The organism is Ruegeria sp. HKCCA5839, assembly GCF_013035585.1.
GTDB lineage: Bacteria > Pseudomonadota > Alphaproteobacteria > Rhodobacterales > Rhodobacteraceae > Ruegeria.
In genome coordinates, this window is sequence record NZ_WQIE01000001.1 from 320,080 (window position 1) to 341,349 (window position 21,270).

General features: G+C 59.0%; 21 protein-coding genes and 1 tRNA gene. 7 read left to right on the forward strand and 15 right to left on the reverse strand.

The window, feature by feature from the left end; all coding sequences use genetic code 11:
* The first annotated feature begins 33 nt into the window (after positions 1-33).
* Positions 34-1,353: an ATP-binding protein gene (locus GOV38_RS01570; protein WP_171207381.1), complete on the forward strand. Its 1,320-nt coding sequence runs from the start codon at positions 34-36 to the stop codon at positions 1,351-1,353.
* Between the two features lie 22 nt (positions 1,354-1,375).
* Here the strand turns inward: GOV38_RS01570 and GOV38_RS01575 are convergent, their stop codons facing one another.
* On the reverse strand, positions 1,376-2,026 hold the full coding sequence (locus GOV38_RS01575; protein ID WP_171207382.1) for a sulfotransferase family 2 domain-containing protein: 651 nt from the start codon (positions 2,024-2,026) through the stop codon (positions 1,376-1,378).
* A gap of 159 nt (positions 2,027-2,185) precedes the next feature.
* Positions 2,186-2,262: transfer RNA gene (locus tag GOV38_RS01580), tRNA-Ile, on the reverse strand.
* Between the two features lie 107 nt (positions 2,263-2,369).
* On the opposite strand from GOV38_RS01580, the gene purM reads away from it, so the two are divergent.
* The 3 genes from purM to rnd all read left to right on the forward strand — a co-directional run bounded on the left by purM (position 2,370) and on the right by rnd (position 5,280).
* A complete protein-coding gene (gene purM / locus GOV38_RS01585) occupies positions 2,370-3,416 on the forward strand; it encodes a phosphoribosylformylglycinamidine cyclo-ligase (protein ID WP_171207383.1) in 1,047 nt (348 codons plus the stop codon).
* Positions 3,413-4,009 (forward strand): phosphoribosylglycinamide formyltransferase, encoded by a 597-nt coding sequence (purN, locus tag GOV38_RS01590; protein WP_171207384.1) that lies wholly within the window; start codon positions 3,413-3,415, stop codon positions 4,007-4,009. The genes purM and purN overlap by 4 nt, the downstream gene beginning before the upstream one ends.
* 113 nt (positions 4,010-4,122) lie before the next feature.
* A complete protein-coding gene (gene rnd, locus GOV38_RS01595; protein ID WP_171207385.1) occupies positions 4,123-5,280 on the forward strand; it encodes a ribonuclease D in 1,158 nt (385 codons plus the stop codon).
* 7 nt (positions 5,281-5,287) lie between these two features.
* Here rnd and GOV38_RS01600 read toward each other — a convergent pair whose 3' ends face one another.
* Complete coding sequence (locus tag GOV38_RS01600) at positions 5,288-5,812, reverse strand: hypothetical protein (protein ID WP_171207386.1); 525 nt, start codon at positions 5,810-5,812, stop codon at positions 5,288-5,290.
* Positions 5,813-5,954: 142 nt separating this feature from the next.
* Between GOV38_RS01600 and GOV38_RS01605 the strand changes: the two genes are divergently transcribed.
* Positions 5,955-6,365 carry a SufE family protein gene (locus GOV38_RS01605; protein ID WP_171099369.1) on the forward strand — a complete coding sequence of 137 codons (411 nt, stop codon included), beginning with the start codon at positions 5,955-5,957 and terminating at the stop codon, positions 6,363-6,365.
* On the opposite strand, the gene GOV38_RS01610 is transcribed toward GOV38_RS01605, so the two are convergent.
* The 3 genes from GOV38_RS01610 to GOV38_RS01620 form a co-directional block, all read right to left on the reverse strand.
* The gene (locus GOV38_RS01610; RefSeq protein ID WP_171207387.1) at positions 6,366-7,037 is read right to left on the reverse strand and encodes a DUF1638 domain-containing protein; all 672 of its coding nucleotides are present in this window, start codon (positions 7,035-7,037) and stop codon (positions 6,366-6,368) included.
* Between the two features lie 79 nt (positions 7,038-7,116).
* A complete protein-coding gene (locus GOV38_RS01615) occupies positions 7,117-8,154 on the reverse strand; it encodes a Hint domain-containing protein (RefSeq protein ID WP_171207388.1) in 1,038 nt (345 codons plus the stop codon).
* Positions 8,155-8,296: 142 nt separating this feature from the next.
* Positions 8,297-8,995 (reverse strand): B12-binding domain-containing protein, encoded by a 699-nt coding sequence (locus GOV38_RS01620; RefSeq protein WP_171099365.1) that lies wholly within the window; start codon positions 8,993-8,995, stop codon positions 8,297-8,299.
* A gap of 277 nt (positions 8,996-9,272) precedes the next feature.
* Here GOV38_RS01620 and GOV38_RS01625 point away from each other — a divergent pair, with 277 nt between their 5' ends.
* On the forward strand, positions 9,273-10,358 hold the full coding sequence (locus GOV38_RS01625) for a PA0069 family radical SAM protein (protein ID WP_171207389.1): 1,086 nt from the start codon (positions 9,273-9,275) through the stop codon (positions 10,356-10,358).
* 3 nt (positions 10,359-10,361) lie between these two features.
* On the opposite strand, the gene GOV38_RS01630 is transcribed toward GOV38_RS01625, so the two are convergent.
* The 3 genes from GOV38_RS01630 to gltX all read right to left on the reverse strand — a co-directional run bounded on the left by GOV38_RS01630 (position 10,362) and on the right by gltX (position 14,300).
* Positions 10,362-11,303 (reverse strand): autotransporter domain-containing protein, encoded by a 942-nt coding sequence (locus tag GOV38_RS01630; protein ID WP_171207390.1) that lies wholly within the window; start codon positions 11,301-11,303, stop codon positions 10,362-10,364.
* A 180-nt stretch (positions 11,304-11,483) separates the two neighbouring features.
* Positions 11,484-12,779, reverse strand: a complete 1,296-nt coding sequence (gene gltA / locus GOV38_RS01635; RefSeq protein WP_171207391.1) for a citrate synthase — start codon at positions 12,777-12,779, stop codon at positions 11,484-11,486.
* Positions 12,780-12,899: 120 nt separating this feature from the next.
* Positions 12,900-14,300 carry a glutamate--tRNA ligase gene (gene gltX / locus GOV38_RS01640; protein WP_171207392.1) on the reverse strand — a complete coding sequence of 467 codons (1,401 nt, stop codon included), beginning with the start codon at positions 14,298-14,300 and terminating at the stop codon, positions 12,900-12,902.
* A 78-nt stretch (positions 14,301-14,378) separates the two neighbouring features.
* Here gltX and GOV38_RS01645 point away from each other — a divergent pair, with 78 nt between their 5' ends.
* Complete coding sequence (locus tag GOV38_RS01645; protein WP_171207393.1) at positions 14,379-16,412, forward strand: ComEC/Rec2 family competence protein; 2,034 nt, start codon at positions 14,379-14,381, stop codon at positions 16,410-16,412.
* On the opposite strand, the gene lexA is transcribed toward GOV38_RS01645, so the two are convergent.
* From lexA to GOV38_RS01675, 6 genes are all read right to left on the reverse strand, one after another.
* Positions 16,406-17,104, reverse strand: coding sequence for a transcriptional repressor LexA (gene lexA / locus GOV38_RS01650; protein ID WP_171099354.1), 699 nt, complete (start codon positions 17,102-17,104; stop codon positions 16,406-16,408). The genes GOV38_RS01645 and lexA overlap by 7 nt on opposite strands.
* Positions 17,105-17,185: 81 nt before the next feature.
* Positions 17,186-18,358: a gephyrin-like molybdotransferase Glp gene (gene glp, locus GOV38_RS01655; protein ID WP_171207394.1), complete on the reverse strand. Its 1,173-nt coding sequence runs from the start codon at positions 18,356-18,358 to the stop codon at positions 17,186-17,188.
* Positions 18,355-18,828: a cyclic pyranopterin monophosphate synthase MoaC gene (gene moaC, locus GOV38_RS01660; protein ID WP_171207395.1), complete on the reverse strand. Its 474-nt coding sequence runs from the start codon at positions 18,826-18,828 to the stop codon at positions 18,355-18,357. Before moaC ends, glp begins: the two co-directional genes overlap by 4 nt.
* Positions 18,828-19,640 (reverse strand): indole-3-glycerol phosphate synthase TrpC, encoded by an 813-nt coding sequence (gene trpC, locus GOV38_RS01665; RefSeq protein WP_171207396.1) that lies wholly within the window; start codon positions 19,638-19,640, stop codon positions 18,828-18,830. Before trpC ends, moaC begins: the two co-directional genes overlap by 1 nt.
* Positions 19,637-20,656: an anthranilate phosphoribosyltransferase gene (gene trpD, locus GOV38_RS01670; protein WP_171207397.1), complete on the reverse strand. Its 1,020-nt coding sequence runs from the start codon at positions 20,654-20,656 to the stop codon at positions 19,637-19,639. The genes trpC and trpD overlap by 4 nt, the downstream gene beginning before the upstream one ends.
* The gene (locus tag GOV38_RS01675) at positions 20,653-21,234 is read right to left on the reverse strand and encodes an aminodeoxychorismate/anthranilate synthase component II (protein WP_171099347.1); all 582 of its coding nucleotides are present in this window, start codon (positions 21,232-21,234) and stop codon (positions 20,653-20,655) included. The genes trpD and GOV38_RS01675 overlap by 4 nt, the downstream gene beginning before the upstream one ends.
* Positions 21,235-21,270 lie beyond the last annotated feature (36 nt).

Sequence of the window (21,270 nt, forward strand, 5' to 3'; positions counted from 1 at the left end):
CTCTTGTCCGGGTGGCTCGCTAGGGTTTAGCTCATGTGGACGCAATGGCTCAAACGTTATATGCCGCGCAGCCTTTACGCGCGTGCCGCCTTGATTTTGGTTCTGCCGGTGGTGGTTGTGCTGCTGGTGGTTTCGATCGCCTTTGTGCAGAAACATCTTGAGGATGTGACCGGGCAGATGACTGATAGCACCTCGCGTGAGATTGACCTTGTTCTCGATGCGATGGCCGATGTCGAAACCCAGCAGCAAGCGCTCGCCGCAGCGCGGGCCGATCTGGCCGCGTTGCAGATGAGCGCCCGTTTTCTGGGCCTGAATGAGGTGCCCGATCAGGGGCGGAGGCGTTGGTACGACTTTATCGCCCCGCAGGTCGATGCGGATTTGACGGCACGATACCCGCAGCTTGTTGCGCTGGCATTGCCAAATGGCCGAGAGGCACATCTGTATTTCGAAACCTCATTGGGGATATTGGAACTCAGCTTTGACCGACGTCGCTTGTCCCCTGTAGCTCCGCATCAGTTGATCGTGACGGTGGTTGCCTTTGGGATTCTAATGACCTCGATCTCGTTTCTCTACATGCGCAACCAACTGCGCCCGATTACCCGTTTGGCGGATGCGGCGCAGGCTTTTGGACGCGGCAGAACCGTTCCTTATGCGCCCAGTGGCGCGCTGGAGGTGCGCGCAGCGGGCAACGCTTTTCTGGACATGCGCGCGAGGATCGAACGGCAAATCGAACAGCGCACATTGATTCTGTCCGGCGTCAGCCATGATTTACGCACACCGTTGACGCGGTTGAAACTGGGGCTGTCGCTCTTGCCGGAAGACGAGGCCAAGCCGATGCTGAAAGACGTTGACGAGATGCAGTCGCTTCTGGATGCGTTTCTGGAGTTTTCGCGCGGGGCCTCGGAGGTCGCACCGCAAGAGGTTGATCCGGTCGAATGGTTGGGCCAGATCATCGATGACGCCCAGCGGGCGGGTCACAAGGCAGAGCTTGTCTCGGTCGAAGGGCAGGGCAACGTGATGCTGCGCCCCACAGCGATGCGACGGGCGGTTGAGAACCTGATCGGCAATGCGGTCCGGTACGGAGATCGGGCCGAGATCAGCCTGATGGTGACCAACAAGTCCATGCGTATACGGGTCGAAGATGACGGACCGGGCATACCGTTGGAACAGCGCACCGAAGCGGTGAAACCATTCACCCGTCTGGACGCGTCACGCAACCAGAACCAAGGCAGCGGTGTTGGTTTGGGGTTGGCCATCGTGGCCGACATCGCCCGCGCCCATGGCGGCACCTTGCGCTTGGGAGCAAGCCAGAAACTGGGCGGGCTGTGTGCGGATATTGTGATTGCTCGGTAAAGTGCCGTAACGGTGTGCGAATCTAGAATTCCCAGCCGAAGGCTTTGATCTCACTGGCGTAAACCGTCGCAACCATATCGCGTAGCTCATCATCGTAATAGTCACGATAGTGCAGCTTTTCCTTGTCGCGGAATTGGCCTTTCAGGCGGGGTAATTCTTCGGTTTGCAAGTCGAGTTTCTCGCAAAGTTGATTGAAATCATCCGTCAGTCTTTCATGGCGCAGGTACACGTCGGCAACCGGCGCACCATCGATAAAATAGATGTGGGTATCGCGACCATTGCGATTCGAATTGCGCATGAAGTCCCGGAATTTGGCAATGATCTCGGCTTTCGGCAGGGACGAAACAGAGCGGTTGTTGAAGTGAAAGAAGGATACGGTTTTGTCCCAAGGGTTCCGAATATTGCAGATCTTGGTGTAGCCATCCCAGATCTCTGGAGAAACAAGTGCCTTGATTTCGGATGCTGTCATATGCGCAAACCAGGTATTGCGCGTTTCGGGATTGGGACCGCGACCGCCAACGACACCGGCGTCGGTGACAATCTGGTCAAAAGGATCGGGCGGAAAGCTGAAACCCTGCGGCACACAGTATTTTTGCAGCAACACCTCGACAGATGTACCGGCAGTCTTGGTCGTCTTGATGAAAATGAACTTCTTTGTGTGGGAAATCAGCATCCTAATGCTCGTTTCATTGGCGAAAAAACCTTTGGTTTGGGCGCCTTATATGCCAAGTCGGCACCAGCTGCAGCCGAAATTTCGATCAGAACCACTGATGACGTATCAAAGGCATGCAGAGCATAGTCATCCCAATCTCGGTCACCGGCGGTGAGATCGTGGTAGGCCCGGAGGGACTCGAACCCCCAACCAAAGCGTTATGAGCGCTCTGCTCTAACCAATTGAGCTACAGGCCCGCCTGAGCGCCTTGGGTATCACGATCAGGCCCCGCGTCAAGCCTGACCGTTGCATGACGGCGCACAATCGACTAACCCGCGCGCAACACAGTCACAAGGGGTCGGCCATGACAGCGGGCAAGAACGGAATCACCTATGCGGATGCGGGTGTGGATATTGATGCGGGCAACGCTCTGGTCGACCGGATCAAGCCTGCGGCCAAACGCACCAACCGTCCGGGGGTGATGAGCGGCCTGGGAGGCTTTGGTGCGCTGTTTGACCTGAAAGCGGCCGGATATGACGATCCGATTCTTGTGGGCGCTACGGATGGTGTCGGCACCAAGCTGCGGATTGCAATCGATACCGGCGTGGTCGACGGTGTCGGCATCGATCTGGTGGCCATGTGCGTCAACGATCTGATCTGCCAAGGGGCCGAGCCGCTGTTTTTCCTCGACTATTTTGCCACCGGCAAACTGGATACGGGCACAGCGGCGCGCATCATCGAAGGGATCGCTGAAGGCTGTGCGCAATCCGGCTGCGCTTTGATCGGTGGAGAGACCGCCGAGATGCCGGGCATGTATCCCGATGGTGACTTCGACTTGGCCGGTTTCTCGGTCGGCGCGATGGAGCGTGGGGCCGCATTGCCCGACGGCGTGACATCGGGGGACGTTCTGCTGGGGCTGGCCTCGAACGGGGTGCATTCGAACGGGTATTCTCTGGTGCGCAAACTGGTCGAGCTTTCGGGGTTGGGCTGGGATGCCGCATCTCCGTTTGGCGATGGCACTCTGGGGGCCGCGCTGCTGACGCCTACGCGGCTTTATGTAAAACCGGCCTTGGCGGCGATCCGGGCCGGGGGTGTACACGCGCTGGCCCATATCACCGGTGGTGGACTGACCGAGAACCTGCCGCGGGTCTTGCCTGAGGTGCTGGGCGCAAAGATCGATCTGGACAGCTGGGATCTGCCTGCCGTCTTTGGCTGGATGGCGCAGGTGGGCGGGATTGCCGAAGCCGAGATGCTCAAGACTTTCAATTGCGGGATCGGGATGATCGTCGTCTGTGAAGCGGAACAAGCCGATGCCCTGACCACGTTGCTGACCGAGGCTGGCGAGACCGTCGCCCGGATTGGTGCGGTGACGGATGTGCCCGGTGTGACCTATGCGGGTAAGCTCTTGTGAGCCATAAACGCGTCGCCATTCTGCTGTCGGGTGGTGGGTCGAACATGGTGTCGCTGGTCGACAGCATGGTTGGCGATCATCCGGCGCGGCCGTGTCTGGTGCTGTCGAATGACGCCAATGCCGGAGGCCTGAAGAAAGCCGCAGACAGGGGCATCCCCACGGCAGCGGTGGATCACCGACCCTATAAGGGTGATCGTCCCGCCTTTGAGGCGGAGTTGATCAAGCCGCTGCTGGCCGCGCGACCCGATATCATTTGTCTGGCTGGGTTCATGCGGGTGCTGACCGGCGATTTCGTCTCACAGTTTCAGGGGCGGATGCTGAACATTCACCCCTCACTACTGCCGAAATACAAGGGCCTGCACACCCATGCCCGGGCGATCGAGGCAGGCGATGCTGAGCATGGCTGCACCGTCCATGAGGTCACAGCGGCGCTGGACGACGGTCCCATCCTGGGACAGGCGCGGGTTGAGATCGCGCCAGACGATACGCCGGAAAGCTTGGCGGCCCGTGTTTTGACTTGGGAACACAAGCTCTATCCGGCGGTGCTGCGCCGCTTTGCCGTTGCGGACAGGACACCCGTTCTTCTGCCTTGATCCTTGGGTGATTTACACCCGCCCGATATTCGGCTTATGGTCGCCCTCAGCGCTCGGGATGAGGATGGACAATCGGGCAGTTATCTAAAGCAAAACCAAGACTAGCACGGCGTATGAAAACCCTGACAACCACGCAAGAGCTGGCCGATTTCTGTGAAACGGCGGCACAATACCCTTACGTTACCGTAGACACCGAGTTCCTGCGTGAACGGACCTATTATTCCAAGCTGTGTTTGGTGCAATTGGCCTATCCCTCGGACGACCCAGACAGTGCGGTTCTTGTGGACCCGCTGGCCGACGGCATCTCATTAGACCCGCTGTATCAGCTGTTTCAGAACGACACGGTGGTCAAAGTGTTCCACGCAGCCCGCCAGGACCTTGAGATATTCTGGGTCGAGGCCGGTATCTTTCCCACACCGATGTTCGACACTCAGGTCGCGGCCATGGTCTGTGGGTTTGGTGAGCAGGTTGGCTATGAAACGCTTGTGCGTAAGATCTGCAAGGAAGGTGTCGACAAGACCTCGCGCTTTACCGACTGGTCACGCAGGCCGCTGACTGACGCGCAGAAAATCTATGCACTGGCCGACGTGACGCATCTGCGCAAGATCTATGAACATCTGGCAACACAGTTGGACAAGTCACGGCGCAGCCATTGGGTGGCGGAAGAGTTGCGGATCCTGACCAACCCGGCGACCTACGATATTCGTCCCGAGGATGCTTGGCGCCGGGTCAAGACACGCACGAACTCAGCAAAGTTTCTGGCAGTGGTGCGCGAGTTGGCCCATTTCCGAGAGGCCCACGCGCAGGAAAACAACGTTCCACGCAGCCGCGTCTTCAAGGACGACGCCTTGATCGAGATGGCATCGACCAAACCGAAATCCATGGGTGATTTGGGGCGGTCGCGCCTGTTGCTTCGCGAGGCCCGCAAAGGGGTGATCGCCGATGGTATTCTGGCCGCAGTCAAACGGGGTATGGATTGCCCACCGGATCAAATGCCTAAACCTGACAACAGCCGCGAAAACCTGAAAGTGAACCCGGCGCTTGCGGATTTGCTGCGCGTCTTGCTGAAATCCAAAACCGAAAGCGCTGGCGTTGCGGCCAAGCTGATTGCCTCAAGTGCTGAATTGGATCAGATCGCGGCAGGAGAGCGCGACGTGCCCGCGATGACCGGATGGCGGTTCGAAGTGTTTGGCGAAGACGCTTTAAAGCTGTGCGAAGGTAAGATCGCCCTCGCGGCCAAAGGCTCGGCCGTCGAGGTTGTCAGCTTATAGATTGCGGCTAGCGCCTGCGTGATTCCAGCGCGTTTTGTTGCCCGACCACTCGGATCAGCCGAATACCCTGCAAGTCCTGCGTGCTGAGATTTGCCGCATCCGACACCGTGCGGGATTGCACGCTGCCTTGGCGGGTTGCGAAGTCGGGATAGTTTACGCGGAAAGAATACTCGATGATACCGTTTGCGGTGTTCTCTTCCGAGACCACGCGCCGCAACTCGGCGTTAAATGCACCTTGGCGGATCGCGGTTCCCGACGCATAGATGATTGCGCCATGTGGGGTCGGGTCGATGCGAAGCTCATCAATGATCGCAATCGGAACGGTGGTATCTTCCGCCTCAGGCCGTGAAAACAATCCGAGACTGTCCGAGTCTTGCGGGATCAGGGCGTTGGCATCGTCAGGCGAGACCTCGACCGGGGCAGGGTCGCTGCGTCCGAACCAATTCGAGGGGTTCGCCCGAGAGTTGCCCCAATTTCCACAGGCTGAAAGCAAAACCGTGGCAACGAGCAGAGCGGACAGATTTTTGTACATGGGCCCCAACATTTAGCACTAATTCACCCGCACCGGATTAGCCTAATTCCACAGCTTTGAAAACCCGCGCAAGGGGTGGACAGTCGGCAAAGGCGGGCCTAGGTCTCAGTTGTGAACACGAACCGCTAGAAAGAGCCGCACCATGGCAACGCCCGCCTTTGAAGAGATCGTTGAAGATTTTGAGTTTCTGGACGATTGGGAAGATCGCTATCGCCATGTGATCGATCAGGGCAAAGCGATGCAGCCATTGGATGACGCGCTTAAGGTTCCGGCAACAAAGGTGGATGGCTGCGCGAGCCAGGTCTGGCTTCATCCCGTTGTTGAAGGGGGCGTTTTCCGGTTTGACGGCGATAGTGATGCTTTGATCGTGCGCGGGCTTATCGCGGTTCTGCGTTGTCTTTATAACGGGTTGCCGGTTGCCGAGGTGCCTGGTGTCGATGCTGCCGCCGAGCTGGCGCGGCTTGGCCTGAACGATCACCTGTCGGCGCAGCGTTCGAACGGGCTGCGCGCGATGATCGAACGCATTCGCGAGGTTGCACAGGCAACCGCCTGATTACTCACTCTGGGACAACGGCCTGGCGGCCCAGTCGGACAAGGTGGTTTCCAGATCGCCATAGCCAGTCAGGCGACGCTCGAACACCAGTCCCATGCGCTGTGCGCAGTCCTGCGCGCGCCGTGTCAGTTCCGGGTCGTCTGTCTGGGCCTGATAGACAAGCTTGGTGTAATTGCCGAAATACATATCGCGCAGTTCGGGATGCCGATCCAGGCCCAACGGTTTCCAGACAAAGGCGTCAAACTGACGGGCCAGAAAATCTGTCAGGTAGAATGCCGTGGTCTCATCCTCACCATGGGCCGCGAAGGTGTCATTGCCTTCGAAGAAGGAATAACAATGTGGCCCCTGGATCATCTCGACATTCAGCTTTTCGCAAGCCTTCTGCAACATCCCGCCGGTGCCGCAATCTGCATAGACCACATAGACCTGTTCATAGCTGTCGCGGTGTTTGGCAATGGCATCTTCAACCGCTTGCGTGATCTTTTCGGGATGCACGTGCAAAATGGCAGGCAGGCAGGTCAGCGCGATGTGATCCCAGCCGTTGCGGTTTTTCAGATCAAGGATCTCGCGCGCAAGTGCTCCGCAGGCGATCAGCAGGATCCGACCACCAGTGTTGGTGGAAAACGTGTTGGTGGTCAGTTGAGTCGAGTCGGGCAGGGTGTCGTTGGGCATTTTGGGGGGCTTTCAGCTGCGCTTGGGCCACAGAACGACGATTGGGGCACCAAGGCAAGCCCTGCACCGACATCTTTTTCTAGCCCACCGACGCCTGTGTTTCGCTCCGGGCCAGCAAAGGCCGTGCTGTGGGGCCATAGGCGGCAAGCCCTTCCGTCTGCAACTCGGGGAACAAGCTTAGGATTTCAGAGCGCGCCTTTCGATCCAGACTGTTCCAGCCCTGAGCACCGGGATGAAAGCTTTCGGTCAAACATCCCTCGGACCAGATCAATTCATGCTGGTCGAACATCAGGTGGACATAGGTGACCATTCCGCCATCTATCAGCATAATATCAACGCCATTCACCAGATGTTTGGCCGGAGCCAGCGCTTCGGCAAATCCGCTGTAAAGCTCGACCCTGAAGTCGTTCAGCAAAACCCGATGTTGCTGCGATACCCGTAGATCGCGTGTATTTCCCAAGGCGTGAGCCTTGAACAGAACCGGAGCAAAAGCACCTTCGGCTCGTACTGTGCGCTGCCCAATCCATCGAACGGGTTGAAACCCATGATCCAAAGTCCGAACCTCGTCGCCCACGCGGATGGTTTCGATCGCCCTGATACCCGTTTCGGTTTCGATCCGTGTACCCGTAGTAAAGCAGGTCACCAGATCCCAGTCTTCACGCACAGAACCCAGCCCGCTGAACCGGTTGCCAGCAAGCCCGTCAAGCGAGATGGATTGGATCGGCTTCGCCTCAAGCGCGGCTTGATCCGCATTGTCCGAGAGTTCGGGTGCGAGATAGGTGTTTCCGGTAGTGTCCTGAACGATAACGGCCGAAAACGTATCTGTTGAGCCATCGGAATAGGTCAGAGTTGCCTGATAAACCGCCGTGCCATCAACGGTCTGCGGCGGGCCGCCATCGATTGAGAACTGATCATTCGAAATGGCGTTGTTCATGTTGTAAACGCCCCTCGGATTGCCAACCGGTGACCAGGTCACCGCGTTGTTGAACAATGCGTTCCCCGGGCCGCCAAAGCTTTGCCCCACCAGCGCGGCGGCGTTTTCGGCGGTTGTGTTTCCTTCAAACGTGTCAATGTCTGACAGGTTACCCAACGAAATTACGGTGAATGTCGTCTGCACAATAACCTCAAAGCTGCTTCCGCTCTTGTGTAACGGCAGGCCGGTTTAAAAGATGTTAAGCGCGAGGCGACGCAAGGCATCTCGTGGCCAAAAAAAAAGCCGTCCGAAACCGGACGGCCCATTGCAGAAACTGTGAGGGGTTTTAGCCAGCCAATTGATTGTGGCGGCGAGATACGAATTCCTTCGCAGTCTCAACGGCCACCGCGGCATCGCGGCAATAGGCATCGGCCCCAATGGCCTTGCCGAACTCTTCGTTCAGGGGCGCACCACCCACCAGAACGATGTAATCATCGCGCAGGCCTTGTTCGACCATCGTGTCGATCACGACCTTCATGTAAGGCATTGTGGTTGTCAGCAGTGCGGACATGCCAAGAATGTCGGGCTTCTCGGTCTCAAGCGCTTCCAGATAGTTTTCGACCGGGTTGTTGATGCCCAGATCGACCACTTCAAAGCCTGCGCCTTCCATCATCATCGACACCAGGTTCTTGCCGATGTCATGGATGTCGCCCTTGACTGTGCCAATCACCATCTTGCCCACACGCGGCGCCCCGGTTTCGGCCAAAAGCGGCTTGAGGATCGCCATACCGCCCTTCATCGCGTTGGCGGCCAGCAGAACCTCGGGGACAAACAGAATACCGTCCCGGAAATCATGGCCCACGATGGTCATCCCGCCGACCAGAGCCTTGGTCAGGATGTCATAAGGCATCCACCCGCGCTCGAGCAGGATGTTGGTGCCTTCTTCGATCTCTTCCTTCAGACCGTCATAGAGGTCGTCGAACATCTGTTCGACAAGCTCTTCGTCGTTCAGTTCGGACAGGACGATATCTTCTTCGTCGGACATGGAGCGTATTCCCGAGCTTTGGGGCCAAGCGGCCCACAGTGGCTATATTTTCCGTTTTTGGCCATTTCGTCGCAGAAACACTGTGTCGATTGCGACCATGGCCGTTCTCAGACCGACCTTTATGACAGTTAAGCTGATGTTGCAGTAGAATAGTTTACAAGATGATCTAGCGGAAATTTCATCTTAGCTCGGGGCTTTGCCGGGTTTTCACCGCGCGGGGGGGGCACGCGGTCAAGGCTTGTCAGGCCTTTTGGTGTCGCGTAGAACAGAAGATGAAATGAGAACAAAAAGCGAACATATTGGGTCGGCGATACCGATCGGGCGGGGCGCTGGGTCGAACACCACAGGTCGGTTCGAACCCCTGTCGGTCACGCCAGTCTCAGATGATTGGGACCTGCCGGAAGACCTGCCGCCATTGCGCACCGAGGTCAGCGACGAGGTTGCGCGCAGCTTGATAAGCTATAACCGATCTCCGGATCTGCCCTTTGACCGGTCGATCAACCCGTACCGCGGATGCGAACATGGCTGCGCCTATTGTTTCGCACGGCCCAGCCATGCCTATCTGGGGTTGTCGCCCGGGTTGGATTTCGAGACGCGATTAATTGCCCGACCGAATGCTGCCGAGGTCTTGCGGCGCGAGCTGTCGGCGAAATCTTACAAGGTGGCGACGCTGGCGCTTGGAACCAATACAGACCCGTATCAGCCCATCGAGAAAAAGCGCGAGATAACAAGGGAATGCCTGCAGGTTTTAAGCGCGTTCAAGCACCCGCTGGGGATCGTGACCAAAGGGTCGCTGATCGAACGAGATATCGACATTCTGGCCCCAATGGCCGCACAAGGTCTGGTGCGTGTCGGCATCTCTCTGACCACGCTTGATGCCGGTCTCAGCCGCCGGATGGAGCCTCGGGCGCCGTCGCCAAAGCGCCGGTTACGGATGATCGAACGGCTGAGCCAGTCAGGCATTCCGGTGCGGGTGATGACGTCGCCAGTGGTTCCCGGACTAACCGATCATGAGTTGGAAAGCCTTTTGGAGGCCGGTCAACAGGCAGGCGCGGACGCGGCCAGTTGGATCATGCTGCGTCTTCCGCGTGAGGTGTCACAGCTCTGGCAGGATTGGCTGGCCGAACATGAGCCGGGCCGGGCCGAAAAGGTCATGGCGCGCCTGCGTGAGATGCATGGAGGGCGGGATTACGACCCGCGCTGGGGCCATCGGATGCGCGGAGAAGGGATCTATGCCCAGATGATTGCCCAACGGTTCAAGGCAGCAGTCGAACGCTTGGGGTTAAAGACGAAATCACCACCATTGCGCTGTGATCTGTTCGCAAGACCGGCACAGGCGGGGGACCAGTTGTCGCTGTTCTAATGCTTAGAAACTGATGCCGATTCCGGCACTGAACCCGTTGACCGTATCGCTTCCGTAATAGCGGACCATAATCCGTGTGGTGCTCACCCACGGCACCCATGTGTCCGAAAGATCCACCTCGATGCCGCCACCAATCCGGGCCAACCAATCGGTGCCCAGCACAAGCGACTGATCTCCGACCAGGTATGACAGTGACAGATCACCGACCCAGCGTATCGGGCGCCCGAACATCCGCTTGCCTGTTGGAAAGCGGTATCTGCTCCACAACACCGCATTTGCCGCCGTGGACCGGATCAGCAGATCTTCGTCATCGCCAATGGGCCGGTATTCAATATGGGTATAGCGCAGGCTGGCCTCGAACTCGCGATCGTTGGACAAGGGGCGTTCGTAGGCAAGCGTCATCGATCCACCCGCGCCACCAGCCCAGAGCCCGCCGCTTTCCAGATAATCGCGATCCAGGCCGAGGCGGTCCGCGATCACCTGCGCTCCGATCGAAGCGTCAGATTGCGTGCGCCCGATCGAGATATGAGCCATGGGCGTGACCGTCCACGCCTCGCCGATATCGAATTGATAGCCGATCCCGCCGGTCACGGCAGCACTGGTCCATTTCAAGGGTACGCTGTTGGTCGTGCCGGTCCCGCTGAAAAAAAGAACCGGGTCGTATCGGGCATATCCGATGTAACCTTCCAGATAGAGCGGAAACCTTTCGGCAACGCGAAAGCCACCGCCCAATTGGGCGGACCGAAAGTCGTAATCGCGATCACCGGTATTGGATTCCAAAAATATCGTACTGGCAGAGTTATCTGGAATGCCGGCCAGACCCAGGATCGCCAAAGAACCGGCTGCGTTTTCCCGTTGCAGATTCTCGAAGGCTCTTTCCAAAAGTGTTTGGCCCGTGGCCGGGGTGGCGATCAGAAAAGACAGAAAAACTGCGATACGTCGCATGATCTTGGCACTTACCCACACTCAGACAGCAGGCAGCCTAATTCTACCTTTGTTGTAGGGAAAGTTCTGACAGTCCAATGGTATGGCTTCGCAGTACAAGGTTTCATTTTGGTAACACATGACCCCAGCAAAAAACCCCGCGGCGACGCGGGGTTTTGTCTTGGCGTTCGAAACCACAGATCAGCGGTTTTCGATATCCACGTAGTTGCGTTCGGTCTCGCCCAGGTACAACTGACGCGGACGCCCGATCTTGTTCTGAGGATCTGCGATCATCTCTTTCCACTGGCTGACCCAGCCAACCGTACGCGACAGAGCAAAGATCGGTGTGAACATCGAAGTCGGGAAACCCATCGCTTCGAGGATGATACCGGAATAGAAGTCCACATTCGGGAACAGTTTCTTCTCGGCGAAATACGAGTCTTCCAGAGCCTCGCGTTCCAGCTCTTTGGCGACCTGCAGTTTCGGGTTGTCTTCGACGCCAAGCAGATCCAGCACCTCATCGGCCGATTGCTTCATCACTTTGGCGCGCGGGTCGAAGTTCTTATAGACCCTGTGGCCAAAGCCCATCAGGCGGAACGGGTCGTTCTTGTCTTTGGCGCGGGCGATATATTCGGGGATACGATCCACCGACCCGATCTCTTCCAGCATCTCAAGGCAGGCTTGGTTCGCACCACCATGTGCAGGGCCCCAAAGGCAGGCAATACCGGCAGCGATACAGGCAAACGGGTTCGCGCCCGAAGACGACGCCAGACGCACGGTCGAGGTCGAGGCGTTCTGCTCGTGATCGGCATGCAGAGTAAAGATGCGGTCCATCGCGCGGCTGAGGATCGGGTTGACCTCATACTCTTCGGCCGGAACGCTGAAACACATGCGCAGGAAGTTCGACGCATAGTCCAGATCGTTGCGCGGATACACGAAGGGCTGACCTGTGTGGTATTTATAGGCCCAGGCCGCGATGGTCGGCATCTTGGCGATCAGGCGGTGCGAGGCGACCTCACGCTGATGCGGGTCCGAGATATCGGTCGAGTCGTGGTAGAAGGCTGACATTGCGCCCACAACGCCGACCATGATGGCCATCGGGTGCGCATCCCGACGGAAGCCGCGATAGAAATACTGCATTTGCTCGTGCAGCATCGTATGGCGTGTGATCGTTGTTTCGAACTTTTCCAACACCGGAGCCGTCGGCAGCTCTCCGTAGAGCAGCAGATAGCAAACTTCGAGGAAGTGCGATTTGCTAGCCAGCTGATCAATCGGGTACCCGCGGTGCAACAGTTCACCCTTTTCCCCGTCGATGTAGGTGATGGTGCTGTCACAGCTGGCAGTCGATGTGAAACCCGGATCATAGGTGAATACACCGGCCTGTCCGTACAGCTTGCGAATGTCGATTACGTCGGGTCCTGCCGTGGGCGAGTGAACCGGCAACTCGTAGGTTTCGCCATGAACTGTAAGGGTGGCTGATTTGTTGCTGTCGGTCATATTTTCCCTTCCTCATTCTTCGCATATCGGCGCCGAAACCGGGCCTGCGGGCAACGGCTGCGCAAGGACGCGCAGTCCGGGTGTTAGCGCAGCTGCGTTACCCGAATGTGAAGGTCGGGATTAAGTCACTGCATCTGAAAGCCGCGCCAGGGTTTCTTCACGTCCCAGCACCAGCATCATGTCGAAGACCGAAGGTGTTACAGCGCGTCCGGCCAGAACCGCGCGCAACGGACCCGCCAGTTTGCCGAACTTGACCCCTTTGGCTTCCGCGTAGGAATTCAGGGTCTCCTCCAGTTCGTTCCGCGTCCAGCTAACACTTTGCAACTGCGGCGTCAATTCATCCAGTATACCATCGGATACAGAAGCCAGCGCTTTTGCTGCTTTTTCATCGGGTTGGATTGGGCGTGACGTCAGGGCAAAGTGCGCTTTTTCAAGGAGTTCCGGGAAAGTTCGGGCGCGTTCTTTCAGGCAATACATGGCGCGTTCCAGATCACCAGATTGTGTCTCGCTCAGCGCCGGAAGACCGGCCGCGACCAGGTATTCCTCGGCTTCTTGCCGCAGCGCGGCATCGTCCGAGACCGCGATGTGCTGACCGCATAGGTTTTCCAGTTTCTTCAGATCAAACCGCGCCGGGCTTTTGCCAATGCCATCCAGATCGAACCATTCTCGCGCTTGCTCATCGGTAAAGAATTCATCGTCGCCATGGCTCCAGCCCAGACGCGCCAGGTAGTTGCGCATGCCGGCAGCGGGATACCCCATCGCCTGGTATTCCTGCGCCCCCAAAGCGCCATGGCGTTTCGACAGTTTCTTGCCATCGGGCCCATGAATCAGCGGGATATGCGCCCAGACAGGGACGTCCCAGCCCATCGCCTCATAGATCATCATCTGACGCGCAGCATTGTTGAGGTGATCATCGCCCCGGATCACATGGGTCACACCCATATCGTGATCGTCGACAACCACGGCCAGCATATAGACCGGAGTGCCGTCCGAGCGCAGAAGGATCATGTCGTCCAACTGATCATTGCGGATGCTGACATCGCCTTGCACCTGATCGCGGATCACGGTCACGCCATCCTGTGGTGCCTTGATGCGGATCGCAAAGGGCGCGTCCGGGTGGGTTGAAGGATCAGCGTCGCACCACGGGCTGCGGAACAAGGTCGACCTTCCCTCGGCCCGGGCCTGTTCACGGAACGCGGTGATCTCGTCCTGTGTCGAAAAGCACTTATACGCTTTGCCTTCTGCCAAAAGCTGATGCGCAACCTCTGCATGGCGGGCAGCACCCTCGAACTGGCTGATCACATCGCCATCATGGTCCAGCCCCAGCCAGGACATCCCTTGCAGAATCGCGGCTGTCGCCTCGGGGGTCGAGCGTTCACGATCCGTGTCCTCGATCCGCAGCAGAAACTTGCCGCCACGTCCGCGCGCAAAAAGCCAGTTGAACAGCGCAGTGCGCGCACCGCCGATATGCAGAAAGCCAGTGGGCGAGGGGGCGAAACGGGTGACGACCTGTTCGGACATGGTGGGGATTAACCTTTTGGTAACCGGAGCGGGCTTAGTTTGGCGACTGTCTAACGAGCCCGAAGGACGGGGGCAACCATGCGTGTTCTGACGGGGATCGAGACGGCTCTGCTGAACCAGAGGGGCTATTGGTTTCCGTGGTCGCCAGTATGCCTGGCGATTGGTATTGGGATCTATTTTGGGCTGCGGTTTGAACCCGGCCCTCAGAATTACGGTTGGGTTATCTTCCTGACCGGCGGTGCCTGGGTATGGGGACGCAGCCTCTCTGCGGCCTGGGCACCGCTCTTGTTTGGCCTGACCCTTGTTGGCTGCGGTTTTCTGCTGGCCGGGGCGCGGGCCCATATGGTTGCAGAGCCGGTTCTGGATTGGCGTTTCTACGGCCCGGTCGAGGGGCGGGTCGTGGCGCTGGACCGCTCTGCGTCGGACGCGCTGCGGGTGACATTGGATCGGGTGCGACTTGGGGATGTAAGCGCCGATCAACGCCCAACGCGCGTCCGGCTTTCCATTCATGGCGACACGGTTGATCTGTCCCCCGGACAACGGATCATGACCACAGCGCTTCTGTCGCCACCGCAGGGCCCTGTCGAACCCGGAGGGTTCGATTTTCGTCGCCATGCCTGGTTCCAAGGGTTGGGAGCGGTCGGTTATACCCGGTCCCCGGTGCTGACGATTGCCGGCCCGCAGGACGGGCTGGACGGCGTCAGGATCACGGCCTGGCGCATCGCGATTTCTCAGCATGTTCGCAAGATCTTACCCGGTGAAGTGGGCGGTTTTGCAGCCGCCGTCACCACCGGCGATCGTAGCGGCATCAGCCAACAGAGTCTTGAGGCATTACGGGCCTCTAACCTGGCGCATCTGTTGGCGATTTCCGGTCTGCATATGGGATTGCTAACGGGGTTTGTCTTTCTCTCCTGCCGCATTGGGTTTTCGGCTATCCCGACGCTGGCCTTGCGTTGGCCGGTGCGCAAGCTGGCCGCGATCGGTGCGCTTGTTGCTGCGGTCATCTACCTGTTGTTATCCGGTGGCAACGTCGCGACCGAGCGCGCCTTTGTGATGGTCACTGTGCTCTTGGGGGCAGTACTGATCGACCGCCGCGCCATATCCTTGCGCGCAGTTGCAGTGGCCGCGCTGATCGTCTTGATACTGCGACCCGAGTCGCTGCTTAGCCCCGGATTTCAGATGTCTTTTGCGGCCACCACCGCCTTGGTCGCCATCTTTGGTGTGTGGCGGCAGAACCAACTGCCCGGGCCCAAATGGTTGCGACCCGTTCTTGGGGTCTTGATGTCCTCGGGCATTGCGGGCCTGGCGACGGCGCCCATCGGCGCCGCGCATTTCAACACCATGTCGCATTACGGCCTTGTGGCCAATCTCTTGTCGGTTCCGGTCATGGGCACAGTTGTGGTCCCGGCAGCGGTGGTTGCCGCCTTGCTGGCGCCCTTGGGGCTGGAGTGGATTCCGATGGCGGTGATGGGCCTTGGCCTGGGCTGGATTTTGGACGTGGCAGAGTTCGTGTCAGGACTGGACGGCGCTCAGGGCTTTGTTGCCAGCCCACCTGACTTGGTTCTGCCCGTGCTGACCTTGGGCCTGTTGTGGGTGATCCTGTGGCAGGGGCGCGCGCGATGGCTGGGTCTTGCGCCTGCGCTGTTTGCGATGGCGTTCTGGGGGCAGGGGCACCGGCCCGAGATTCTGGTGGCCGATACCGGCGGGCTGATCGGCGTGATGACGGATGAGGGCAGGGCTTTGAGCAAGGCCAAAGGCAGCGGCTTTATCGCCACCGTCTGGCTTGAAAATGACGGCGACGGGGCGGACCAACCGCTTGCGGCGGGGCGCTGGCCGCATGAGCCTGCGGGTATTCAGAGGTATTTACTGGGCGGTAAGGAACTTGTGCACCTGACCGGCAAACGTGCCGCCGGGCAGTTCAGCGAATGCCTGGGACATCAAATCGTTGTCGCCTCGGTGGCGCTGCACCTTGATGGCGCATGCCAGATCATCGATCCCCATATGCTGCGCCAGACCGGCAGCCTGGCCATCACAGATGGCAAGATCACCACCACCAGCGCGGTCACGGGGTTCCGGCTGTGGTCACCGCAGCCCCGCAAACGGGATCAATAGCTGCGGATCAGGCCGACCAACCGCCCTTGAACCTTGACCTTTTCCTGCGGCAGAACGCGCGTCTCATAGGCCGGGTTTGCAGCCTCAAGCGCGATGGCCTGACCGCGGCGGAAGAACCGTTTCAGAGTGGCTTCCTGATCCTCGACCAGAGCCACCACGATGTCGCCATTGTCTGCAACGTTGGTTTCACGGATCACCACCACGTCACCGTCATTGATACCCGCCTCGATCATCGAATCGCCGCGCACTTCCAGCGCGTAGTGCTCACCCTGACCCGACACCATGCTGCCCGGAACCGCGACGCGGTGTGAGACATGGCTGATCGCCTCAATCGGCACACCGGCGGCAATGCGGCCCATGACCGGCAGTTCCATCGCGTCCACGGTGACCGGTTCAAAATTCGCAGGCCGTGGGCCCGAGGGCCGGTCGCCTTCGATCACACGCGGGTTGAAACCGGCGGTGGGCTCTCCGCCCAGGCTTTCGGGCAGCTTCACGATCTCGATCGCGCGGGCGCGGTGCGCCAAACGGCGGATAAAGCCGCGTTCCTCTAGCGCCGTGATCAGACGATGAATGCCGGATTTGGATCTCAGGTCCAAAGCCGCCTTCATTTCATCAAAGCTAGGGGGAACACCATCCGCTTGCACGCGTTTATGGATGAATTCCAGCAAATCCAACTGTTTCTTGGTCAACATCGCTCGCACCTCGTGGCTTATGCGTTTTCTTTTGTTCTACGCATGTTCACGTTTTGTGTCAACGGATAGAGCGGTGTTCTGTCAGATCGGAAGGTATTCGACCTCTTCGCCAATGGCGCGGGCAGGATCATTGGGCGCGCGGACCAGCAAGGCATTCGCCTCGGCCAGAACACTCAGCAGTGAGCTGTCCTGATCGGCGCAGGCCCGGATACCGTCCGGGCCAATAACTGCGCGCATATAATGTTCGCGCGGCCCGTTTGGCGTGAGCGGTTCGGCCAGCTTTGCGGTCTGGAACGGTGGCACTGTTTGCGCGACCCCAAGCATCCTGCGGATCATCGGGGCCAAGAAAAGATAGCCGCAGACCATGGCGCTGACCGGATTGCCCGGCAGGCCAACCATGGCCGCATCGCCGATCCGGCCCGCCATCAGGGGTTTTCCAGGCCGCATACGGATTTTGTAGAAAGACCGCTCCATCCCAAGGCTGTGCGAGACATCTGCCACCAGATCATAATCACCAACCGAAGCACCACCGATGGTCACAACAAGATCGGCGCCTTTGGCCAGCTCAAAGGCCATTTCAAGCGATGACACCGTGTCGCGGGCAATGGGCAGCATCCGCACCTCTGCTCCAAGACCTTCCAACAAGGCTTTGAGGCCAAAGGTATTTGACGCGATGATCTGGTCAGGGCCCGGGGTTTCGCCGGGCATAACCAATTCATCACCGGTTGAGATCAGCGCTACCGTGGGGCGGCGGGTCACAGGTGCGTCCGCGATATTCATCGCCGCCATCAGCGCCACATCTTCGGGTCGCAAATGACGCGGGGCAGAGATCACCGTGCCTGCGGTAAAATCCACGCCCGCAGGCCGCACATTTGTTTTGGTCCCCGGATCGTCTGAGATGGTGATCAGATCGCCCCGCCGGTCGATGTCTTCCTGAATGACCACAAAATCGGTGCCATCTGGCATCGGCGCGCCGGTAAATATGCGAACGGCCTGACCTGCGCTGACCGACCCATCGAAACGGTTTCCGGCAGCGGATTCGCCGATAACCTTAAACATGGCGTGCAGCTCAACCTCGGTCGAGTTGACCGCATAGCCATCCATGGAAGATGCCGCAAACGGCGGTTGATTACGCGTTGCTGTCACGTCTTTGGCCAATACACGCCCGGCGGAGTGCGCCAGCGGCACAGTCTCGGAAGGCAACTGCGAGACCAGATCGAAAAGCAGCGCGCGCGCCTCTTTGACGGTGATCATGTCGCCTCGTAACGGCCTGATTTGCCGCCATCTTTCAGCAACACGCGAATGCCGCCGATCTCCATCGCCTTGTCCACGGCTTTGGTCATGTCATAGACGGTCAACGCGGCAGTCGAGACCGCCGTCAGCGCCTCCATCTCAACCCCGGTCTGGCCCGAGGTTTTGACGGTCGCCTCGATCTGAACACCGGGCAGATCCGGGTCGAGCGTCAGTTCCACAGCCACTTTGGTGACCGGCAGAGGGTGACACAATGGGATCAGGTCAGGCGTTTTCTTGGCACCCATGATCCCAGCCAGCCGCGCCACGCCCAGCACGTCGCCCTTTTTCGCTCGCCCTTCGGAGATCAGCTCATAGGTGGCCTGCGCCATGCGAATATGACCCGCCGCAACGGCTACGCGGTCTGTGACGGCTTTGTCCGAGACATCGACCATGTGGGCCTGACCTTGCGCGTCGAAATGGCTGAGTGCCATCACATCACCCCGGGAACCAGAGGGTTCGCCAGCAGATCACGCGTTGCTTGTTCCACGTCGTCCTGCCGCATCAGGCTTTCGCCGATCAGGAAACAGCGCGCGCCATAGCGAGCGATATCGGCCAGATCCTCGCGCGTGCTGAGCCCGCTTTCGCACACAATCGTCCGGTCCACCGGAACCAGTTTGGACAATTGCCGTGTGGTATCAAGAGTGGTCTCGAAAGTCTTGAGATTGCGGTTGTTTATTCCCAACAAGGGGCTTTTCAGATCGGTCGCGCGTTCCAGTTCTTCGGCGTCATGCACTTCGATCAGAACATCCATGCCCCAGTCAAACGCGGTCTGCTCAAGCTCGGCCGCTTGCGCGTCGCTGACCGAGGCCATGATGATCAGAATGCAATCCGCCCCGAGCGCGCGCGCCTCGACCACCTGATAAGGGTCATACATGAAATCCTTGCGCAGCGCGGGCAGAGAGGTTGCTTCGCGGGCGGCCACCAGAAACTCTTTGGCCCCTTGAAAGCTGGGCGTATCAGTCAGCACCGACAGACAGGCCGCGCCACCCGCCTCATAGGCTTGGGCCAGCGAAGGCGGATCAAAATCGGCGCGGATCAGACCTTTGGAGGGGCTGGCTTTCTTGACCTCGGCGATCAGGCCATAGCCTGTGCGAGTGGCCTTGTTCAACGCTTTGGCAAAGCCGCGCGGCTCTGAGGCTTCGTGCGCCTCGGATTCCAAAAACTCAAGCGATTTCTGCGCCTTATCCGCCGCAACTTCCTCAAGCTTATAGGCTTTGATCCTGTCCAGAACGGTCTCGGTCATGCGGCTTCCTGTGTGATACGGGCCAGGGTGGCGATCTTGTCTTTGGCGGCGCCGCTGTCGATGCTTTCGGCAGCCTTGGCAACACCTTCGCGCAGATCCGTGGCAGCATCCGCCACCACAAGCGCAGCGGCTGAGTTCAACAGCACCGCGTCGCGATAGGCCGAAGGCTCGCCCTCCAGCAAGGCGCGGAAGGCCTTGCCGTTTTCTTCGGGTGTACCACCCAGAATGGCCTCGAACGGATGCACGGGTAGGCCTGCATCTTCGGGATGCAGTTCAGCCTCTTTGATCTGGCCATCTTCGACCGAGGCAACCCAGCTGACGCCGGTAATTGTCAGCTCATCCGTACCGTCCGAGCCATGGACCAGCCAGGCGTGATCCGAGCCCAAAAGGCGCAGGGTTTCGGCCATGGGGCGGATCAGGTCGCGGCTGAACGCGCCAGTGAGCTGGCGTTTGACGCCTGCGGGGTTGGTCAGCGGTCCCAGGATATTAAAAATCGTCCGGGTCCCAAGCTCCTGCCGGGAGGGCATGACATGGGCGATGGCCAGGTGGTGCATCGGCGCCATCATGAAACCGATCCCGGCCTCTTTCAGCGCTTTCTCAACGGTTTCCGCGCCGACCATCACGTTGATGCCCATCTGTCCCAGCGCGTCAGCAGCGCCTGATTTTGAGCTGAGATTGCGGTTGCCGTGCTTGGCCACGGTGACACCTGCGCCCGCCACGACAAAGGCCGTTGCGGTCGAGATGTTCAGCGTACCCTTACCATCGCCACCCGTCCCAACGATGTCCATCGCGCCCGCGGGGGCCTTAACCGCGTTGCACTTGGCGCGCATCACGGCGGCGGCTGCGGCATACTCATCGACCGTTTCACCCCGGGTACGCATGGCCATCAACAACCCGCCAATCTGGCTGGGCGTCGCTGCACCGTCGAACAGGATCTCAAAGGCTTTTTCAGCCTCGGCACGGGTCAGGGGCCGATCAGCCGCAGCGCCGATCAGCGGTTTAAGAGCGTCGCTCATGCGGGGACTTTCATCTCTTTCAGGAAGTTTTTGAGCAGGGCATGACCATGCTCTGAAGCGATGGATTCCGGGTGGAACTGAACGCCATGGATCGGAAGTTCGCGGTGCTGAAGCCCCATGATCGTGCCGTCTTCAAGCTCTGCCGTGATCTCAAGGCACTCGGGCAGGGTTTCGCGTTCCACGATCAGGGAATGATAGCGTGTCGCTTCGAACGGAGATGGCAGGCCGGCAAAAAGGCCTTTGCCACCATGGGACATCGTGCCCATCTTGCCGTGCACGATCTCGTGGCAGCGCACCACCTTGCCGCCAAAGGCCTGCCCAATGGTCTGATGCCCCAGACAGACGCCCATCAGCGGCGTCCGCGTCTCGGCGGCGGCTTCGGTCAGGGCCAGGCAGATACCCGCCTGATCGGGGTCACAGGGGCCGGGGCTGAGAAGGATGGCGGCAGGGTTCATTGCCATTGCTTCTTGCACATCCAGCGCATCATTGCGGCGCACGACCATTTCGGCCCCAAGCTCGCCCAAATAATGAACCAGGTTGTAGGTAAACGAATCGTAGTTGTCGATCAGCAGCAGCATTTGGGTACTTATCTTGTCTTTGGCATTTCGGGCTGG